Consider the following 18,125-nt stretch of genomic DNA (forward strand, 5'->3'; position numbering starts at 1 on the left):
TGATATCAAGAGCGTGTCAAAAAGAGAGATCGAGGAGGGAACGGTCCGTGCCGCCCGGCGGCTCAGACCCTCATGGTCTCCGCGCCGCGCGAGATCGCGGCGATGCCGGTCCGCGACACCTCCATCAGCCCGAGCGGCTGCATGAGCGTGATGAACTGGTCGATCTTGCTCGATTTCCCGGTGATCTCGAAGACGAACGACTCCGTCGTCGCATCGACGATCTGGGCGCGGAAGGCGTCGGCGAGGCGCAGGGCCTCGACGCGCTTGTCGCCCTTGCCCGCGACCTTCACCAGCGCGAGCTCGCGCTCCACCGCATGGCCGCTGACGGTGAGGTCGGCAACGGAATGGACCGGCACCAGCCGTTCGAGCTGCGCCTTGATCTGCTCGATCACCATGGGCGTGCCCGTGGTCACGATGGTGATGCGGGAGAGATGGGATTCCTGCTCGGTCTCCGTCACGGTGAGCGAGTCGATATTGTAGCCGCGCCCGGAGAACAGGCCGATGACCCGGGCGAGCACCCCCGGCTCGTTGTCCACGAGCACCGAGATCGTGTGCCGTTCCATGGCTTCAGGTGTTTTCAGCATGGGCGGTGTTTCCTTCTCAGCCCGCCGTCATTCCCGCGGAAGCGGGAATCCATTGCGGCGACAGCGATATGGATCCCCGCTTCCGCGGGGATGACGGGAAATAGATCCGTGGGGATAACGGGACATGAACATGAGCGCATTGATAGAACGGCATTCATTGCAAGTCAGGCCTTATGGACCAAGGAACGGCATTCCCGTCACACCAGCATCTTGCCCGATTCCGAGATGTCCACGTCGAGCTCGCCGGAGACCGCGTCGCCGAGCAGCATCTCGTTATGCGCCTTGCCGGAGGGGATCATCGGGAAGCAGTTGGCGAGGTTGGCGACCCGGCAGTCGAACAGGACCGGCTGGTCCGTCTCGATCATCTCCGCGATGGCGTCGTCGAGCTCGGCCGGCTTCTGCGCCCTGATGCCATGGCAGCCATAGGCCTCCGCGAGCTTCACGAAATCGGGCAGCGATTCCATGTAGCTGTGCGACAGGCGGTTGCCGTGGAGCAGCTGCTGCCACTGGCGCACCATGCCCATATACTGGTTGTTCAGGATGAAGATCTTGATCGGCAGGCCGTGCTGCACCGCCGTCGACATCTCCTGCATGGTCATGAGCACGGAGGCGTCGCCGGCAATGTCGACCACCAGCGCGTCGCGATGGGCGACCTGGACACCGACGGCCGCCGGCAGCCCGTAGCCCATCGTGCCGAGCCCGCCGGACGTCATCCACCGGTTCGGCTCGTCGAAGCCGAAGAACTGGGCCGCCCACATCTGGTGCTGGCCGACCTCGGTGGTGATGTAGACATCCTTGCCGCGCGTCATCTCATAGAGCCGCTGGATCGCATATTGCGGCATGATGACGTCGTCATTGGGCTTGTAGCGCAGGCAGTCCCGCTTGCGCCAGCCCTCGATCTCCTCCCACCAGGAGGCGAGCGCGGCCTTGTCGGGCTCGGCCTGGCGCGCCTTCCAGATGCGGATCATGTCTTCCAGGACATGCGCGCAGTCGCCGATGATCGGCACGTCGACGGCAACGTTCTTGTTGATCGAGGAGGCGTCGATATCGACATGGATCTTGGTCGACTCCGGCGAGAAGCCGTCGAGGTTCCCGGTGATCCGGTCGTCGAAGCGCGCGCCGATGCAGATCATGACGTCGCAATCGTGCATCGCCAGATTGGCCTCGTAGGTGCCGTGCATGCCGAGCATGCCGAGCCACTGCCTGTCGGAGGCGGGATAGGCGCCGAGCCCCATCAGCGTCGATGTGATCGGATAGCCCGTCATGCGCACGAAATCGCGCAGGAGCCGGCTCGCCGCGGGTCCCGAATTGATGATGCCGCCGCCGGTATAGAAGACCGGCTTGCGGGCATTGGCGATCAGCTCGACGGCCTCGCGGACCTTGTTGAGGTCGCCCTTGACGCGCGGCCGGTAGGTCTTGTGCGCCACGTTCGACGGCCCCGTATAGGGCCCGGGCAGGAACTGGACGTCCTTCGGGATATCGACGACGACCGGGCCCGGCCGCCCCGCCTTGGCGACATAGAAGGCCTCGTGCAGGACGCGCGCGAGATCGTCGACGTCGCGCACCAGCCAGTTGTGCTTGGTGCACGGCCTCGTGATGCCGACCGTGTCGCACTCCTGGAACGCGTCATTGCCGATGAGATGGGTGGCGACCTGGCCGGTGAGCACGACCAGCGGAATGGAATCCATCAGCGCGTCGGTGAGGCCCGTGACCGCGTTGGTCGCGCCGGGGCCGGAGGTGACGAGCACCACGCCGACCTCGCCGGTGGAGCGCGCATAGCCTTCCGCCGCGTGTACCGCGCCCTGCTCGTGGCGCACAAGCACGTGCTCGATGCCGTCCTGCTGGATGAGCGCATCGTATATGGGAAGGACCGCGCCCCCCGGATAGCCGAAAACGTGCTTGACGCCCTGATCCTCCAGGGCCTTGATGACGATTTCCGCGCCCGTCATCTCATGTGTCATGGGTCCACTCCACGGGATCCTGTTGGCCTACGCTGCAAAAGAAAAAAGGGCCCGTCGAGGCCCTTTGTCGCGCGCACCGTCCGAACGGTTCAGCTTGATGCCGGACCGGGCGCGCGCGTTCCTACGAGAAGAAGAATGTTGCTCATAACGGCAAACTCGTTTCGCTTTGTTTCGCGGGCGACCATAATCGCGCGCTCACGGGCGGTCAAGCCAACAGTTGGCCCATCCCGCACCCCGATCCGGAAACCGGTTCGCAGGCGCCCCGCGCTCAGATATAGCGGAACCGTGTCACGCGGTCCCACTCGACCCGGCAGGCGACCTTGAGCTTCTCCTTGCCCCAGGGATAGTTCGCCCTGAGGCGGAGCTCGACGTCGTAGGTCTGCGAGCCGCGCCGGTCGGTATCGATCACCTTGTCCAGCACCAGCTTGCGGGCGCCGTCCTTGTGCACCTTCTTCCAGGCCTTGTGGACGCACGCGGCGATGGCGTTGCCCTCGCCGTCCATGTGATGGCTGTAGCTGTAATGCTCCTCGTCGATATCGGCATTGGCCGCGCTGGCCGCCGCGGCCGTCAGGGCCGCGACCCCGACGCCGATCGCGATGCCCGCGACAATGTCGCCGGCATCGTCCTTCGCAAGGGCCGGACCGGTCGCAATAGATGCGGCGACGAGACCGGCGGCGCACAGTGAAACGACAGCTTTCATGGAAACAATCCCCCCTGCTTGACAGGCCCGATGACCCCCTGTGGCGACCCTCGGGATGCGCGGGCACAGTATGGCGCAGATACCCGATGGGCACAAATTGCGGCCCGTCCAAGCCGATCGTTCCGACTGTCGTTTTCTCATTCTGCTGGCATGCCGGAGCCACCGTGTCCTAGAGCCGAGCCCTAGAGAAGACGGCCCTGTTCGGCGGCGGAATGCCGGCTTTCGTGGGCGAGCAGCCAGCGCTTGCGCTCGATCCCGCCGCCATAGCCGGTGAGCGAGCCGTCCGCCCCGATCACGCGATGGCAGGGCAGCACGATGGAGACCGGATTGCGGCCATTGGCGAGCCCCACCGCGCGGCTTGCCCCGGGCTGGCCGAGCCTTGCCGCCAGCGCGCCGTAGCTTTCCGTTCCGCCGGCGGGAATGTCCCTGAGTGCCTGCCAGACGGATCGCTGGAAGCCGGTTCCGCCGGTCTCGACCTCGAGCCCCTCTATGGCCGGGAGATCGCCCTCGAAATAGGCGCGCAGGCGGTCCGGGGCGTCCTGCGGGTCGGGGCCCTCCTCCAGGGCGATCTCCCCGTAGCGGCGGGCGAGCTGGCCCGCGAGCTTTTCCTCGTCGTCCGCGCCGTCGACGAAATAGATCGCGCACAGCCGCGCCCCGTTCGACACGGCGAGCACAGTGCCGACGGGCGAGTCGAGGCGATTGGCCACAAGATGGGTTCGTGCCCCGGCCATGCCGTCTGCTCCTCTCATGCCCCGCCCGGCAGGAAGGTTACCGCCTCCACCAGATGCCCGTCCAGATCGCGCACGAAAGCGGCGTAATAGACTTGTGAATAGTGCGGGCGCGGGCCGGGCCTGCCGCCATCGCGCCCGCCGGCGGCAATGGCCGTCTCGTGGAAGGCGTGCACCGCCTCCCGGTCAGGGGCCCTCAGCGAGATATGGCTGCCGCAGGCCTCGTCCACCGGCGCCCGACCGGGCCGCGCATTGAGCCAGAATTCCGGATAGCGCTTGCCGAAGCCGACCGTTCCCTCGCGCTCGAGCATCGCGGAAAGGCCGAGCGGAGCCAGGACGGCCTCGTAGAAGGCCCGGCTCGCAGCCAGATCGCGAACGCCGATGGACACATGGTCGATCATGGATACCTCCCCTGACGCGCCCCGCGAATGGTGCTCCGGCACACCCCGCTCCGGCAAGCTCTTCCGTTCCGGAGCCGGAGGGCTTAAGTGAAGGGCGACAGGAAACCCGTCCGGGAGCGGCCCGCATCATGGCAGACATTCCATTCGAGCGAGAGATGGCCTTCGCCTATGGCAGGGCCGACCGGGTCTCCCCGCTCATCCGCCGCGTCGTGGCGAACAATCCGGGCCCCTTCACCTTCACCGGGACGGGCACCTACATCGTCGGCGAGGGCACGGTCGCCGTGATCGATCCGGGGCCGGACGACGAGGCCCATCTCGCCGCCCTGGCGGACGCGCTCGACGGGGAGACCGTCTCCCACATTCTCGTCACCCATACCCATCTCGACCATTCGCCGCTGGCCGCGCCGCTCAAGGCGCTGACCGGCGCGGAGGTGCTCGCCTACGGCCCCCATGGTGCGGGGCCCCGCTCCGGACCGGCGGAAAAGAGCGGCTCGGTCGCGCTCGACGCGAGCGGCGATACCGGCTTCGTCCCCGACCGCACGCTTGAGGACGGCGAGGTCGTGGAGGGCCCCGGCTGGACGCTCGAGGCGGTGTTCACACCCGGCCACATGGCCAATCACATGGCCTTCGCGCTGAAGGAGGAGAACGCGCTGTTCTCCGGCGACCATGTCATGGCCTGGTCGACGAGCGTGATCGCGCCGCCGGACGGCAACATGGCCGACTACATGGCCTCTCTGCGCCGGGTCCTGGAGCGAAACGAGGAGGTCTACTGGCCGACCCACGGCCCGGAACGCCGCGATCCGAAACCCTTCGTGCGCGCCTTCCTCACCCATCGCCAGATGCGCGAGAAGGCTATCCTGAAGCGCATCGAGCGCGGCGACCGCACCATTGCGGAGATCGTCTCCGCCATCTATCGCGAGGTCGACCCGAAGCTCCATCCGGCCGCCGCCATGTCGGTGCTTGCCCATATGGAGCACCTGATCGAGCAGGATCTCGTCGAGACGGACGGCACGCCGGGGCTTGAGAGCGAATACCGTACGAGGGGATAGGAGCCCCTATCCCGCCGCATCAACCGTCGGGAACCGGTAGTCGCGGAACCGTTCGCGCAGGGCGATCTTGGAGATCTTGCCCGTCGCGGTATGCGGGATATCCTCCACCACGACCACATCCTCCGGCAGCCACCAGCGCGCGACCTGGCCCTCCAGGAACGCCAGAATGTCCTCCCGGCTCGGGGCGGCCCCCGGCCTCGGCACGATGACGAGCAGCGGGCGCTCGTCCCATTTGGGATGCGGCAGGCCGATCACCGCGGCCTCGGCCACATCCGCATGGCCGACGGCGATATTCTCCAGCTCGATGGAGGAGATCCACTCCCCGCCCGACTTGATGACGTCCTTCGCCCGGTCGGTGACCTGCATGTAGCCGTGCTCGTCGAGGGTCGCCACGTCGCCGGTGTCGAAATAGCCCTCGCGGTCGAGAATCTCCCCGCCCTCGCCCTTGTAGTAGGAACGCGCGACGCAAGGCCCCCGCACCATCAGGTGCCCGAAGGTCGCACCGTCGCGCGGCAACGCCCCGCCCTCGTCGTCCTTGATGCACATCTCCACCGTGTAGGGCGGACGGCCCTGCTTGAGCTGGAGCTGCCACCACGCCTCGCGATCCAGCTCCTCCAACCCGCCCTTGCGCGTGCCGAGCGAGCCGAGCGGGCTCATCTCCGTCATGCCCCAGGCGTGGATGACCCGCGTGTCGTAGATCTCCTCGAAGGCCTTCATCATGCTTTCCGGACAGGCCGACCCGCCGATCACCACGCGCTCCAGATCCGGCAATCTCAGATCGGTATTGGCCTCCAGATGCTGGAGCAGCATCAGCCAGATCGTCGGCACCGCCGCCGTCAGGGTCACGCCTTCGGTGTCGAGGAGTTCGTAGATCGCCTCGCCATCCATCCGCGCGCCGGGCAGCACGAGCTTCGCGCCCGCCATCGGGGCGGAGAAGATCAGCGACCAGGCATTGGCATGGAACATCGGCACGACCGGCATGACCGCGTCGAGAGAGCGCAGCGCCAGCGCATCGGCGGCATTGGCCGCCATGGCGTGCAACACATTGGAGCGGTGGGAATAGACGACCCCCTTCGGATTGCCCGTCGTGCCGGAGGTATAGCACATGCCGCAGGCGTCGTTCTCGTCGAGCCGCGGCCAGGCGAAGCCCTCATCGCCCCCGGCGATCAGCTCCTCGTAGCAGACCGCGTTTCTGAGGCTCGTCTCGGGCATGTGCGCCCGGTCGGTCATGACGACGAAGCCCTTCACCGTGGCGAGCTTGTCCTGCATCTCCTCCAGCAGGGGCACGAAGGTGAGATCGACGAAGATCCACCGGTCCTCCGCATGATTGACGATATAGCAGATCTGGTCGGGAAAGAGCCTGGGGTTGAGCGTGTGGACCACGGCGCCGAGTCCCATGAGCCCGTACCAGATCTCCACATGCCGGTAGCCGTTCCAGGCCATGGTGGCGATCACATCGCCGCGGCCGAGCCCGAGCTCCCTCGCGGCGGCATCGGCCATCGCGCGCGACCGCCGCTCCATATCGCGATAGGTGTAGCGGTGGATCGGCCCTTCGACCGTGCGCGAGACAACCTCCCGGTCGCCATGATAGGTGCTGGCGTGATCGAGGATAGTATGGACCAATAGCGGCCAATCCTGCATCAGGCCTTGCATGCGGCACCCTCCCGGCAATGCTGTCATCGATGGCGAACAGCTTTGTTTTTCCCGAGTTTAGCGAGAGTGCGGACGCCCCTCAACGGGAAGTGTTCATTGCGCTTGGGGAGAAACGGCCCGCCGTTTCAGCGAGGCATAGCGGCACCACAGGACGCCCAGGAGAACGATGAGGCCGCCGGCAATCTGGACCGGCCCCAGCATCTCGCCGAACAGCACCCAGGCGAAGCCCGCCGCAAGCACCGGCTCGAGAAGCAGGCTCACCGAGGAGAGCGACACCGGAAGATGGGCGAGCGCATAGGCGACGAGCCCCTGCCCCCCGGCATGGCTCACGAGGCCGAGGGCGACGAGCACCGCCCACCCCTCCGCCGTCTCCGGCAGGAGGCTCTCGCCCATGGCAAGCGTCAGCGGCAGGAGCACGATGGCGCTGCCGAGGCTGCCCCACATCATGATGTCGAGCGTGGTGAAGCGCGCCCTCAGCCGGCTGACCGCCAGGATATAGCCGCCATAGAAGGCGCCCGCGCCGAGCGCCATGGCGTCGCCGAGCGCGTAGGACGGATCGAGCGCCATGCTCTCTCCCGTCAGCACGCCGGCGCCCACGATTGTGACAGCAAGCCCCGCGAGAAAGCCGAGCGTCATGCGCTCGCCGAAGACGAGCCAGGCGACGAGCGTCACGAAGATCGGCGCGGCATTGGCAAAGAGCGTCGCATTGGCGACGAGGGTGAAGTCGAGCGAGGAATGCCATAGCGCCAGATCGCCGGCGAACAGGGCGCCGGCAAGCCCCAGAACCAGCCGCTGGCGCCTCGTGGTCGGCACGCTCACGCCGCCGCGCCGGCGCGCCATGGCGACCGCCCACATGCCCGGCAGCGCGAAGGCGACCCGGTAGAAGGCCGTCGCCGTCGGGCCGATCTCGCTGACCCGCACCAGAATGGGCGACAGCGCGACGGCCGCGGCACCGAGGAGCAGCAGCGCGAAGGCGATCTGGATGCGTCTCTTGTCCCGGTCCGCCATAAGCGCCCCTCTACCCCAAGGCGTCCGCTCTTTCCAGCGCGACGGACATAGCGTCTCATTGTCCCGATACGTTTTGACTTTCGCGGCATCCCGCGCTCAATATAGCGGCCCCACCCAAGACTGAAGGAATTGTCCAAATGTCCCCGCTGTCCAACCTCGCCGTTCGCGATATCGAGACCGTGATCCACCCCTATACCAATCTCGCGACCCACCGCGAGACGGGCCCGCTCATTCTGGAGCGCGGCAAGGGTATTCGCGTGTGGGACACCGATGGCAAGGAATATATCGAGGGTCTCGCCGGCCTGTGGTGCACGTCGCTCGGCTACGGCAACGAGGAGCTCGTCGAGGCGGCTGCGGAGCAGATGCGCACCCTCTCCTACACGCATCTGTTCGGCTCCAAGAGCCACGACCCGGCCATCGAGCTGGCGGAGAAGCTCAAGGAGATCGTGCCCTGCGAGGCCTCGAAGGTGCTGTTCTGCTCGTCGGGCTCGGAGGCCAACGACCAGCAGGTGAAGCTCACCTGGTACTACAACAATGCCCGCGGCCGGCCGGAGAAGAAGAAGATCATCAGCCGCATCAAGGGCTATCACGGCGTCACCGTGGCCTCCGGCAGCCTCACCGGCCTGCCGCCGGTGCACATGGACTTCGATCTGCCGATCAAGAACATCCTGCACACAGAGTGCCCGCATCACTACCGCTTCGCCGAGGACGGCGAGACGGAGGCGGAGTTCGTGGCGCGCATGGCCCGCAGCCTGGAGGAGATGATCCAGCGCGAGGGCCCGGAGACGGTCGCCGCCTTCATCGCCGAGCCGATCATGGGTGCGGGCGGCGTGATCATTCCGCCGGAGGGCTACTATCAGGCCATTCAGGCGGTGCTTGAGAAATACGATGTGCGCTTCATCTCCGACGAGGTGATCTGCGGCTTCGGGCGGACGGGCTCGATGTTCGGCGCGGAAACCTTCGGCATGAAGCCGCATTCGGTCTCCATGGCCAAGGCCATCACCTCCGCCTATGTCCCGCTCGGCGCGGTGACGGTGGAGGAGGACCTCTATCAGGCGATGCTCGACGAGAGCCGCAAGATCGGCACCTTCGGCCACGGATACACCTATACCGGCCATCCGGTCGCCGCGGCGGTGTCGCTGAAGGTGCTGGAGATCTACGAGCGCGACGGCATCGTCGAACGCGCCGCGACGCTCTCCCCGGTCTTCGAGAAGCGTTTCGAGGCGCTCGCCGCCCATCCGCTGGTGGGCGACGTGCGTGCCCGTGGCATGATCGGCGCTATCGAGCTGGTCGCCGACAAGACGACGAAGGCGCCGTTCGATCCCAAGGCCGGCATCGGCGGATATTGCGTCGCCCGTGCCCAGGATCACGGCCTGATCTCGCGTGCCGTCGCCGGCGACTCCGTCGCGCTGTGCCCGCCGCTCATCATCGAGGAGAGCGAGGTCCACGAGATGTTCGACCGGCTGGAGAAGGCGCTCGACGACACCGAGGCGCATGTCGCCAAGGAAGGCCTGCGCGCAGCGTGAGGCTCAAAGTCCCCCTCACCCTCCCATCGCTCCGCGATGGGTCCCACCCTCTCCCCCCGCGGGAGAGGGTGGCGCCGAAAGGCGCCGGGTGCGGGGGTGTGAGCTAGCCCCATGCGGATAGGCCAGCGCGAAGTCGCGGGCGACGCGCCTAAATCGCCTCCAGCGCCCGGTCGAGATCCTCGATCAGGTCGTTGGCATCCTCGATGCCGACGGACAGGCGGATGAGATTGTCGGGTACGAGGCTTTCCGGCCCCTCCACCGACTTGCGGTGTTCGGCGAGACTCTCCACCCCGCCGAGCGAGGTTGCCGCGACGAAGAGCCGAAGCCCGGTCACGACCCGCCGGGCCTCCTCCGCGCCGCCATTGATGCACAGCGACAGCATGCCGCCGAAGCCATCCGTCATCTGGCGCTTGGCAATCTCGTGGCTGGCATGGCTCTCCAGCCCCGGATAGAGAACCGCCTCGATCTTGGGATGGCGTTCGAAATGGCGCGCGATCTTCAGCGCGTTGTCCGAAATCGTCTCGAAGCGCAGATAGAGCGTCTTCAGGCCGCGCAGGAGCAGCCAGGCCTCGAAGGGGCCGAGCGCCGATCCCATGAGCTTGCGGATGGTGGCGAGTTCCTCCCACAGCGGCCCCTTCTCCCAGGTGACGAGCGCACCGGCGGAGACGTCGCTGTGGCCGTTGAGATACTTGGTGGCGGAATGGAACACAATGTCCGCGCCGAGTTCCAGCGGCCGCGTCGTCACCGGCGGCGCGCAGGTGGAATCGACGGCGAGGATCGCGCCCGCCGCATGGGCGGCCTCCCCGGCCAGCGCGATGTCGATGACCTCCCAGGTCGGATTGACCGGGCTCTCCAGCCACACCACCGCGGTCTCGCCCTTGCGGATCAGCGGCTTCAGGCTGTCGGGGTCGGCCGGATCGAACAGGTCGAGGCCGATGCCGCGCTTGGCGGAAATCCGGCGCAGCCAGTCGAGCGTGCCGTGATACATGACCTGCGGCGCCACGATATGCCGGCCGGTTTCCACTGTCTCCATCAGCGCCACGATGCCCGCCATGCCCGAGCCGAACAGCATGGCGTCGACACCGCCATCGAGCTCGGCGAGGACGGCCTCGCTCAGTTCCAGTGTCGGGCTCGTATAGCGCTGATAGACGTAGTCGCCCATGAGCTCGTAGGACTCGTCGCGCGCAAAGGTCGTGGCGAGATGGATCGGCGGCACCACCGCCCCGGTCGTCTTGTCGATGAAATGCGCCGCCTGCGCCGCCCGCGATCGCGGTCCGGGCCTCGGGTCCTGATTGGCCATGGGACTGGTCTATCCTCCCTGTTGGTTCGAGCGCCCCTACCCCGCCCGAGACGGTATTGTGCCGCCAGGGACGACGCAACGCCCCCTCCGCCACGGATTTCGCCGAACGGGACCGGGGTCAGACGTGCTGGCCGCCATTGATGTGGAGCTCCGCGCCGTTCACGTAGCTCGACGCGTCGGTACACAGGAAATAGATCGCCTTGGCGACCTCCTCCGGTTGGCCGAGCCGGCGCATGGGAATATCCTCCACCAGCTTCTCCGTCCCCGGAGACAGGATCGATGTCTCGATCTCGCCCGGCGAGATCGCGTTCACCCGGATTCCGTAGGGCCCGAAATCGAACGCCATCTCGCGGGTCAGCGCGAAGAGCGCGGCCTTGGAGGTTCCATAGGCCGCGCCCGCGAAGGGATGCACGCGCCCGCCGGCGATGGAGCTGACATTGACCACGGAGCCGCGCGCCGCCTTCAATTCGTCCATCAGGCCGCGCGCCAGCATGATCGGCGCGAAGAAATTGACCTGGAAGACGGTCTTCCAGTCGTCGATATCGGTGTCGATGGCGCCCATCCGGCCGCCATCCGGCTTCTTCGGCGAGATCGCGGCATTGTTGACCAGCGCGTTCAGCCGGCTGCCATTGGCTTCGAGGCGCTCGCGCATCTCCGCGATCGCCCGGACCACGTCGTCGGGCTCGGCCAGATCGATCTGGATGTGATCCTCCGGACCCTGCTCCCAGGGACAGTCTTCCGGAAACCCGTGTCGCGAGCAGGTGATGACGCGCCAGCCCGCGCTCGAGAACCGCTTTACAGTGGCATGGCCGATCCCGCGGCTCGCGCCCGTCAGGATCAGGGTCTTGCGGTCATTGTCGCCGCTGTCGGTCATGGCTTGCGCCTCTTCGCAATGGGATCACGGATAGAGCCGCGTGCTCGTCCATGGCGCATCCGCGGCCTCCCGCCTGAACTGCACGCGCTCGTGCAGACGGAAAGGCCGCTCGTGCCAGAATTCGATGGATATGGGGACGAGCCGGAAGCCCGACCAGTGCTCGGGCCGCGGCACTTCGCCCACCGCATAACGCGCGGCGTATTTCGCCACCGCCTTTTCGAGCGCGAACCGGCTCTCCAGCGGCCGGGACTGCTTGGACGCCCAGGCGCCGATCCGGCTGTCTCGCGCGCGCGATGCGAAATAGGCATCCGCCTCCTCGCCGCTTACCGGCGTGACGGGACCGCGCACCCGGACCTGCCGGCGCAGCGACTTCCAGTGGAAGCACAGGGCCGCCTTGGGCGTCGCGGCGAGTTCGCGCCCCTTCTGGCTCTCCAGGTTGGTGTAGAACACGAAGCCGTTCTGGCTCACATCCTTCAGGAGGACCATGCGCACATCCGGCAGCCCGTCGGGATCCACCGTCGCAAGGCTCATCGCGTTCGCGTCGCTCGGCTCAGACGCCCTGGCCTCGTCCATCCACTCCGCGAACAGCCGGAACGGGTCTTCCCTGCTGGCGAAATCGCCCGTCCGCTCGGGCGCCATGAGCGAAAGGTCATCGGTCTTGCCGGTCATGTCGAACCTCCTGTCGTGGTCCCGCTGCCTTCCCAGAATAACTGAGGCGGACGGTCAAAGTTTCGGCCCATTTGTCGCGTGATACTACGCCGCGAGAGAGGGGGGATCAGCATCAAAGGGCCGCTCAGGTCCATACCGGGAATTACCATAGGAAAGCAATATGCGAGGCATCACAGTAGCATCAGTACTGGCCCTGTCGCTCGCCGTGACGGGCTGCGCCAACCAGGGCGGCTGGGGTCCGCGCCAGACGACGGGCACCGTCGTCGGCGGCGTGGCCGGCGGATTGCTCGGTAGCGTCGCCGGCGGAACGACCGCGACGGCGGTCGGCGCAGCGCTCGGCGCGGTGCTGGGCAGCGAGCTCGGTCGCCAGCTCGACCAGCAAGCCCAGCAGCAGGCCTATTATGCCACGGAACAGGCCGTCTATACGGGCCGTCCGCAGGAATGGGACTATTCGCGCACCGGAAGCCATGGCCGCGTCGTCCCGGGCGACACCTATCGCAGCAGCGGCCGCCTGTGCCGCGACTTCTCCCATACGATCTATGTCGAGGGCCGGCGCGAGGTCGTTCACGGCACGGCATGCCAGCTTGCCGACGGAAGCTGGCGCATCGTCGCCTGAGCCACTGCCGCCGAAGAGCGGCCGCCACGGCCGCGCGACAGACATTTCCTACCAGTCAAGGCGCCGATCCGCACCGGGTCGGCGTCTTCTTCTTTGCGGGCTTATTTGGTCTGGACCGGTATAGGCTTTTGTGTAGGATGGCGCGCAATTTCGTACGTGACCGTTGAGTGATTGTGGAGCCGAGCAAGAGCATGACCGAACCAGGTGCATTGATGGCCGGAAAGCGTGGCCTCATCATGGGCGTGGCGAACAACCGGTCGATCGCCTGGGGAATCGCGCAGGCCTGCGCGAACCACGGTGCTGAACTCGCCTTCACCTATCAGGGCGACGCGCTGAAGAAGCGTGTGGAACCGCTCGCCTCGAGCGTCGGCTCGAACCTCGTCTTGCCCTGCGATGTCACCGACGCCGCCTCCATCGACGCGGCCTTCGAGGAGCTTTCAAGGACCTGGGGCGGTCTCGACTTCCTGGTCCATGCCATCGCCTATTCCGACAAGGACCAGCTCACCGGGCGCTATGTCGACACCACGCCCGACAATTTTGCCAAGAGCCTGCAGGTCTCCTGCTATTCCTTCACGGCCATCGCCCAGCGCGCCGAGCGGCTGATGACCGACGGCGGTTCCCTTCTCACCCTCACCTATTACGGGGCGGAGAAGGTCATGCCGCACTACAATGTGATGGGCGTTGCCAAGGCGGCGCTCGAGGCGTCGGTGCGCTACCTCGCCGTCGATCTCGGCGAGAAGAATATCCGGGTGAATGCGGTCTCCGCCGGCCCGATCCGCACGCTTGCCGCCTCCGGCATCGGCGATTTCCGCTATATCCTCAAATGGAACGAGTACAACTCCCCGCTCCGGCGCGTCGTGACCATCGAGGAAGTCGGCGATTCGGCCCTGTGGCTCCTGTCCGACCTCGGCCGCGCGGTGACCGGCGAGATCGTCCATGTCGATTCCGGCTACCATGTGGTCGGGATGAAGAACCCGGACGCGCCCGACATCTCCGTTGTGTGACGTGACCCACCCGCCGCTTGTCTTCATCCGCCACGGCGAGACCGACTGGAACCGCGAACGCCGGCTCCAGGGCCGGATGGACATCCCGCTCAATGCACTCGGCGAGGAGCAGGCCCGCGCGATCGGCAAGCGTCTGAGCACCATTCTCGGCGATCCCGACGGGATGGCGTTCCATGTGAGCCCCCTCATTCGCGCGCGCCAGACCATGACCGCCGTGCTCGACGCGCTCGGCCTGCCGGACGACACCGCCAGGGCCGATGACAGGCTGTGCGAGATCGATTTCGGCACCTGGGAGGGTCGCTGCTGGCCGGAGCTCAACGCTCACGGCATCGATCGGGACGCCGATCCGGAGGGCTATCACGCCTGGCGGCCCGACAGGGGCGAGAGCTATGCGGACGCCACCATCCGGGTCGCCGACTGGCTCGCCACGCTCGACCGCCCCGCCGTCGTTGTCGCCCATGGCGGGATCGGGCGTATCGTGCGCGGCCTTTCGCTCGGGCTCGCCCCCGCCGAGATCGTCGGGCTGTCCGTCTCGCAATGGCGCTTCTTCCGGCTCGCCGAGGGCGGCATAGAGTGGTTTGACGCAAGGCCCGACCGCGCCTAGAAGGGACCGCAGTTCCAACTGTCGGCACCGGGCACGCAATGTCCTACAACAGCTTCGGCCACATGTTCCGCATGACAACCTTCGGCGAGAGCCACGGGCCCGCGCTCGGCTGCGTCGTCGACGGTTGCCCGCCGAACATTCCGCTGACGGAATCCGACATCCAGCATTTCCTCGACCGCCGCAAGCCGGGCCAGTCGCGCTTCACCACCCAGCGGCGCGAACCGGATACGGTGCGTATCCTCTCCGGCGTCTTCGAGGACGCCGACACCGGCGGCCCCGTGACCACCGGCACGCCGATCGCCCTCATGATCGAGAATGTCGACCAGCGCTCGAAGGATTACGGGGACATCAAAGACAAGTTCCGGCCCGGGCATGCCGATTTCACCTATTGGGCGAAATACGGCGTGCGCGACTATCGCGGCGGCGGACGGTCGTCGGCGCGCGAGACGGCAGCGCGGGTCGCCGCCGGGGCGGTCGCCCGCAAGGTGGTGCCGGGCATGGCGGTGCGCGGCGCACTTGTCCAGATCGGCCCGCACAAGGTGGACCGCGAGCGCTGGGACTGGGCGGAGGTCGAGCGTAATCCCTTCTTCTGTCCGGACGCGGAAACCGCAGCACTCTGGGCCGACTATCTGGATGGCATCCGCAAGGCGGGCTCGTCCGTCGGCGCGGTGATCGAGGTGACCGCGAGCGGCGTGCCGGCGGGGCTCGGCGCGCCGGTCTATGCCAAGCTCGACCAGGAGATCGCCTCCGCCCTCATGAGCATCAATGCGGTGAAGGGCGTCGAGATCGGCGCGGGCTTCGCCTCCGCCGAGCTCACCGGCGAGGAGAATGCCGACGAGATGCGCATGATCGACGGCCACCCGGAATTCCTCTCGAACAAGGCGGGCGGCATTCTGGGCGGCATTTCGAGCGGCCAGGAGATCGTCGCGCGCTTCGTGGTGAAACCCACCTCCTCCATCCTCAGCCCGCGCCGGACCGTCGACAAGGCGGGCCAGGAAACCGACATCGTGACCAAGGGTCGTCACGACCCCTGCGTCGGCATTCGCGCGGTCCCCGTCGGCGAGGCCATGCTGGCCCTCGTCCTCGCCGACCACTACCTGCTCCATCGCGGGCAGATGGGCGGCTGACGGAGCCAAGCCCCGAGCCTCAGGGCTCCCACCGCTCATCCCGGCGAAAGCCGGGACCTCCTTACCAGGACGCCCGAGATCCCGGCTTTCGCCGGGATGAGCGGAATGACAGGGGACGGACATGCCCTCCCTTGCGGGCCGAATTCTCCCGTCAAGGCGGAGGTGGACGGGGCGCTATCCTTCCTCACACCGGCTTGTCGCAGACAACGAGCTTCGACAGGAAGACGGGTTCCTCCCGCGCGACGGAGAGGCCGGTATCCGCGAACAGGGTCCGCAGGTCCTCCGCGATATAGGAGGCGAAGAAGGGCTCGTGGAAGTTCACCGGGAACCGCTCCAGGAGCCCGTCATAGTCGGGCACATCGCCGAGCTGAAGCGAATCCATGAAGATCAGCCGCCCGCCGGGCTTGAGCACGCGGGCGAACTCGCGTGCGGCCTGCCGGCGCACGTCGGGGGGAATCTCGTGAAAGAGATAAATGGAGACGACGACGTCCTGCGAAGCGTCGGCGACCGGCAGATCCTCCGCCTTCGCCACATTGAGCGCCACATCGCCATAGGGCCGCAAATGCCGTCGCGCCTCGCCGAGATAGGCTGCCGACAGGTCGACACCGGAGGCCGCGATGCGTGGATAGGCGCGTTTGGCGAAGCGCAGGAAGCGCCCGGTGCCGCAGGCGACGTCGAGGAGGTGCACCATGCGCTGGTCGCGGCCGCGCATCGTCTCCGCCAGCGGCACGAGGCACGCCCGGCGCATGGCGTTGGCCGTTCCGGAGAACAGGACCTCCACCTGCATGTCGTAGAGCCTGGCGGAATCGTCCGTGAGATATCCGCCGGACTGATAGTGGAAGTTCTGCAGGTAGTATGAGGGATAGCGGGCGGCCAGGTCCTCGCTGTGAACCTCGCGCCCGCGCCCGTTCTGCTTGCGCTCGGTGCTCTGGGGCAGATCGGCGAAGAACAGCCGGCTGCGCCGGACGAGCTCCGGCAGCGACCCGTCGCGGTCGGCGAGCAGCGGATAGAAGCCCACTTCCACATTGGCGAGGTCTTGCGCGAAGAGTGCGGCCATGTCCGCGACCATGCGCTCGCGCGACGGTCCGGGCCTTGCCGGGCGCGGGCGGTCCTGCCCGCCCTTCGGCGCGGCGCCATGAAACTCGCGCGCGGCGAAATAATGGCCCATGAACCACGCCACGCGCGCCGCCTGACGCGCCGTGTAGGCCACCCTGTCGACCGCATTGACCATAAGCGTTCCGCTCCGTCCGTGCCCCCGGCAGTACGAGGATTCTATCCCATCGGCTTGCGGGCCGCGACGAGGTATTCGACATTGCCGTCGCCGCCTGTGATCGGCGAGCGGACGAGGCCCGCCACGGTCCAGCCCGCCGTCTCCTCCAGCCAGCGCCGGATGTCGGCGCACACCTCTTCCCGCAACGCCTCGTCGCGCACGATGCCACCCTTGCCGAGACCTTCGCGGCCGACCTCGAATTGCGGCTTGACGAGCGCCACGAGCCACGCCCCCGGCGCCGCCAGGGCGAGAGCCGGCGGCAGGGCGAGCTTCAGGCCGATGAAGCTCACATCGCACACGACGAGCGCCGGCGCCTCGGGGACGACCGTCCCGTCGAGCGCACGCGCATTGACGCCCTCATGGACAATGACGCGCGGATCGCCGGCAAGGCGCGGATGGAGCTGGCCGTGGCCGACATCGACGGCATGGACGCGCGCCGCACCGCGCTCCAGCAGCACCTCCGTGAAGCCACCGGTGGACGCTCCGAGATCGAGGGCCACGAGCCCTCCCGGATCGATCCCGAAACGGTCGAGCGCATGGATGAGCTTGAGCGCTGCGCGCGAGACATGGGTATCGAGGCCCGGATCGAGGGCGAGCGCGGCATCGCGGGCGACCCTTGCGGCCGGCTTCGCGATCACCGTCCCGTCCACCCTGACCGCACCGGCAAGGATTGCCGCCCGTGCCCTGGAGCGCGTTTCGACGAGACCGCGCTCGACCAGGAGCTGATCGAGGCGAATGACGGAGGCAGTCATCGGGAGGTGCGCCGGCGGAGAACGCCGGCGTCCTATTCGACGTCGAGCGGTTCGGTGCCGTTCGGCGTGCCGTCGGGCTTCAGCGTGATCTTCTCGATACGCGCCTCGGCCTGCCGCAGGAGCTTCTCGCAATGGCCCTTGAGCCGCTCGCCGCGCTCATAGATGCGAATCGACTCCTCAAGATCGACCTTGCCGCTCTCGAGCTTCTCCACGATGCCTTCGAGTTCCTGAAGCGCCGTCTCGAAGTTCATCTCCGCGATGTCGCCATGGGCCGCCGTATCGTCCTTGTCCGCCATGCC

The 18,125-nt window shown here is 66.9% G+C and carries 19 protein-coding genes; 6 read left to right on the forward strand and 13 right to left on the reverse strand.

Going from position 1 to position 18,125, the window contains the following annotated elements; translation table 11 throughout:
* Nucleotides 1-62 precede the first annotated feature (62 nt).
* The 5 genes from ilvN to HW532_RS04695 form a co-directional block, all read right to left on the reverse strand.
* Entirely contained in the window at nt 63-584 is a 522-nt protein-coding gene (ilvN, locus tag HW532_RS04675; protein WP_213163289.1) for an acetolactate synthase small subunit, read from the reverse strand.
* A gap of 197 nt (nt 585-781) precedes the next feature.
* The gene (locus tag HW532_RS04680) at nt 782-2,545 is read right to left on the reverse strand and encodes an acetolactate synthase 3 large subunit (protein WP_213163290.1); all 1,764 of its coding nucleotides are present in this window, start codon (nt 2,543-2,545) and stop codon (nt 782-784) included.
* A gap of 268 nt (nt 2,546-2,813) precedes the next feature.
* Nucleotides 2,814-3,245 (reverse strand): hypothetical protein, encoded by a 432-nt coding sequence (locus tag HW532_RS04685; protein WP_213163291.1) that lies wholly within the window; start codon nt 3,243-3,245, stop codon nt 2,814-2,816.
* Between the two features lie 182 nt (nt 3,246-3,427).
* Nucleotides 3,428-3,976: a methylated-DNA--[protein]-cysteine S-methyltransferase gene (locus tag HW532_RS04690; protein WP_213163292.1), complete on the reverse strand. Its 549-nt coding sequence runs from the start codon at nt 3,974-3,976 to the stop codon at nt 3,428-3,430.
* 14 nt (nt 3,977-3,990) lie between these two features.
* Entirely contained in the window at nt 3,991-4,374 is a 384-nt protein-coding gene (locus HW532_RS04695; protein WP_213163293.1) for a VOC family protein, read from the reverse strand.
* A gap of 128 nt (nt 4,375-4,502) precedes the next feature.
* Here HW532_RS04695 and HW532_RS04700 point away from each other — a divergent pair, with 128 nt between their 5' ends.
* Nucleotides 4,503-5,423: an MBL fold metallo-hydrolase gene (locus HW532_RS04700; RefSeq protein WP_213163294.1), complete on the forward strand. Its 921-nt coding sequence runs from the start codon at nt 4,503-4,505 to the stop codon at nt 5,421-5,423.
* 6 nt (nt 5,424-5,429) lie between these two features.
* On the opposite strand, the gene HW532_RS04705 is transcribed toward HW532_RS04700, so the two are convergent.
* The gene (locus tag HW532_RS04705; protein WP_213163295.1) at nt 5,430-7,076 is read right to left on the reverse strand and encodes a long-chain-fatty-acid--CoA ligase; all 1,647 of its coding nucleotides are present in this window, start codon (nt 7,074-7,076) and stop codon (nt 5,430-5,432) included.
* 93 nt (nt 7,077-7,169) lie between these two features.
* Complete coding sequence (locus HW532_RS04710; RefSeq protein WP_213163296.1) at nt 7,170-8,084, reverse strand: DMT family transporter; 915 nt, start codon at nt 8,082-8,084, stop codon at nt 7,170-7,172.
* A gap of 137 nt (nt 8,085-8,221) precedes the next feature.
* Here HW532_RS04710 and HW532_RS04715 point away from each other — a divergent pair, with 137 nt between their 5' ends.
* Nucleotides 8,222-9,610: an aminotransferase gene (locus HW532_RS04715; protein ID WP_213163297.1), complete on the forward strand. Its 1,389-nt coding sequence runs from the start codon at nt 8,222-8,224 to the stop codon at nt 9,608-9,610.
* Between the two features lie 148 nt (nt 9,611-9,758).
* Here the strand turns inward: HW532_RS04715 and HW532_RS04720 are convergent, their stop codons facing one another.
* The 3 genes from HW532_RS04720 to pdxH all read right to left on the reverse strand — a co-directional run bounded on the left by HW532_RS04720 (nt 9,759) and on the right by pdxH (nt 12,423).
* A complete protein-coding gene (locus HW532_RS04720) occupies nt 9,759-10,910 on the reverse strand; it encodes a trans-sulfuration enzyme family protein (RefSeq protein WP_213163298.1) in 1,152 nt (383 codons plus the stop codon).
* 118 nt (nt 10,911-11,028) lie between these two features.
* Nucleotides 11,029-11,784: an SDR family NAD(P)-dependent oxidoreductase gene (locus HW532_RS04725; protein ID WP_213163299.1), complete on the reverse strand. Its 756-nt coding sequence runs from the start codon at nt 11,782-11,784 to the stop codon at nt 11,029-11,031.
* A 24-nt stretch (nt 11,785-11,808) separates the two neighbouring features.
* A complete protein-coding gene (gene pdxH / locus HW532_RS04730) occupies nt 11,809-12,423 on the reverse strand; it encodes a pyridoxamine 5'-phosphate oxidase (protein WP_213164422.1) in 615 nt (204 codons plus the stop codon).
* Nucleotides 12,424-12,613: 190 nt separating this feature from the next.
* On the opposite strand from pdxH, the gene HW532_RS04735 reads away from it, so the two are divergent.
* The 4 genes from HW532_RS04735 to aroC all read left to right on the forward strand — a co-directional run bounded on the left by HW532_RS04735 (nt 12,614) and on the right by aroC (nt 15,804).
* Complete coding sequence (locus HW532_RS04735; protein ID WP_213163300.1) at nt 12,614-13,069, forward strand: RT0821/Lpp0805 family surface protein; 456 nt, start codon at nt 12,614-12,616, stop codon at nt 13,067-13,069.
* A gap of 191 nt (nt 13,070-13,260) precedes the next feature.
* A complete protein-coding gene (gene fabI / locus HW532_RS04740; RefSeq protein WP_213163301.1) occupies nt 13,261-14,073 on the forward strand; it encodes an enoyl-ACP reductase FabI in 813 nt (270 codons plus the stop codon).
* Between the two features lies 1 nt (nt 14,074).
* A complete protein-coding gene (locus HW532_RS04745; protein WP_281397159.1) occupies nt 14,075-14,677 on the forward strand; it encodes a histidine phosphatase family protein in 603 nt (200 codons plus the stop codon).
* 38 nt (nt 14,678-14,715) lie between these two features.
* Nucleotides 14,716-15,804, forward strand: a complete 1,089-nt coding sequence (aroC, locus tag HW532_RS04750; protein ID WP_213163302.1) for a chorismate synthase — start codon at nt 14,716-14,718, stop codon at nt 15,802-15,804.
* A gap of 184 nt (nt 15,805-15,988) precedes the next feature.
* On the opposite strand, the gene HW532_RS04755 is transcribed toward aroC, so the two are convergent.
* Genes HW532_RS04755 through HW532_RS04765 form a run of 3 tightly spaced genes read right to left on the reverse strand, consistent with a single transcriptional unit; the run spans nt 15,989 to nt 18,122 of the window.
* Nucleotides 15,989-17,035 carry a class I SAM-dependent methyltransferase gene (locus HW532_RS04755; RefSeq protein ID WP_213163303.1) on the reverse strand — a complete coding sequence of 349 codons (1,047 nt, stop codon included), beginning with the start codon at nt 17,033-17,035 and terminating at the stop codon, nt 15,989-15,991.
* Between the two features lie 41 nt (nt 17,036-17,076).
* Complete coding sequence (locus tag HW532_RS04760) at nt 17,077-17,826, reverse strand: TlyA family RNA methyltransferase (RefSeq protein ID WP_213163304.1); 750 nt, start codon at nt 17,824-17,826, stop codon at nt 17,077-17,079.
* A 32-nt stretch (nt 17,827-17,858) separates the two neighbouring features.
* On the reverse strand, nt 17,859-18,122 hold the full coding sequence (locus HW532_RS04765; RefSeq protein ID WP_213163305.1) for an exodeoxyribonuclease VII small subunit: 264 nt from the start codon (nt 18,120-18,122) through the stop codon (nt 17,859-17,861).
* Nucleotides 18,123-18,125 lie beyond the last annotated feature (3 nt).

Origin of the sequence: Kaustia mangrovi (assembly GCF_015482775.1) — a bacterium.
Classification (GTDB): Bacteria; Pseudomonadota; Alphaproteobacteria; order Rhizobiales; family Im1; genus Kaustia; species Kaustia mangrovi.

What these genes read in the sequence shown, in the direction of transcription:
- HW532_RS04680 (WP_213163290.1), bottom strand. Translation starts at nt 2,545, where the DNA reads ATGACACATGAGATGACGGGCGCGGAAATCGTCATCAAGGCCCTGGAG.
- HW532_RS04765 (WP_213163305.1), bottom strand. Translation starts at nt 18,122, where the DNA reads ATGGCGGACAAGGACGATACGGCGGCCCATGGCGACATCGCGGAGATG.
- ilvN (WP_213163289.1), bottom strand. Translation starts at nt 584, where the DNA reads ATGCTGAAAACACCTGAAGCCATGGAACGGCACACGATCTCGGTGCTC.
- fabI (WP_213163301.1), top strand. Translation starts at nt 13,261, where the DNA reads ATGACCGAACCAGGTGCATTGATGGCCGGAAAGCGTGGCCTCATCATG.
- HW532_RS04735 (WP_213163300.1), top strand. Translation starts at nt 12,614, where the DNA reads ATGCGAGGCATCACAGTAGCATCAGTACTGGCCCTGTCGCTCGCCGTG.
- HW532_RS04760 (WP_213163304.1), bottom strand. Translation starts at nt 17,826, where the DNA reads ATGACTGCCTCCGTCATTCGCCTCGATCAGCTCCTGGTCGAGCGCGGT.
- pdxH (WP_213164422.1), bottom strand. Translation starts at nt 12,423, where the DNA reads ATGGCGCCCGAGCGGACGGGCGATTTCGCCAGCAGGGAAGACCCGTTC.
- HW532_RS04705 (WP_213163295.1), bottom strand. Translation starts at nt 7,076, where the DNA reads ATGCAAGGCCTGATGCAGGATTGGCCGCTATTGGTCCATACTATCCTC.
- HW532_RS04725 (WP_213163299.1), bottom strand. Translation starts at nt 11,784, where the DNA reads ATGACCGACAGCGGCGACAATGACCGCAAGACCCTGATCCTGACGGGC.
- HW532_RS04755 (WP_213163303.1), bottom strand. Translation starts at nt 17,035, where the DNA reads ATGGTCAATGCGGTCGACAGGGTGGCCTACACGGCGCGTCAGGCGGCG.
- HW532_RS04720 (WP_213163298.1), bottom strand. Translation starts at nt 10,910, where the DNA reads ATGGCCAATCAGGACCCGAGGCCCGGACCGCGATCGCGGGCGGCGCAG.
- HW532_RS04715 (WP_213163297.1), top strand. Translation starts at nt 8,222, where the DNA reads ATGTCCCCGCTGTCCAACCTCGCCGTTCGCGATATCGAGACCGTGATC.
- HW532_RS04685 (WP_213163291.1), bottom strand. Translation starts at nt 3,245, where the DNA reads ATGAAAGCTGTCGTTTCACTGTGCGCCGCCGGTCTCGTCGCCGCATCT.
- HW532_RS04710 (WP_213163296.1), bottom strand. Translation starts at nt 8,084, where the DNA reads ATGGCGGACCGGGACAAGAGACGCATCCAGATCGCCTTCGCGCTGCTG.
- aroC (WP_213163302.1), top strand. Translation starts at nt 14,716, where the DNA reads ATGTCCTACAACAGCTTCGGCCACATGTTCCGCATGACAACCTTCGGC.
- HW532_RS04690 (WP_213163292.1), bottom strand. Translation starts at nt 3,976, where the DNA reads ATGGCCGGGGCACGAACCCATCTTGTGGCCAATCGCCTCGACTCGCCC.
- HW532_RS04700 (WP_213163294.1), top strand. Translation starts at nt 4,503, where the DNA reads ATGGCAGACATTCCATTCGAGCGAGAGATGGCCTTCGCCTATGGCAGG.
- HW532_RS04695 (WP_213163293.1), bottom strand. Translation starts at nt 4,374, where the DNA reads ATGATCGACCATGTGTCCATCGGCGTTCGCGATCTGGCTGCGAGCCGG.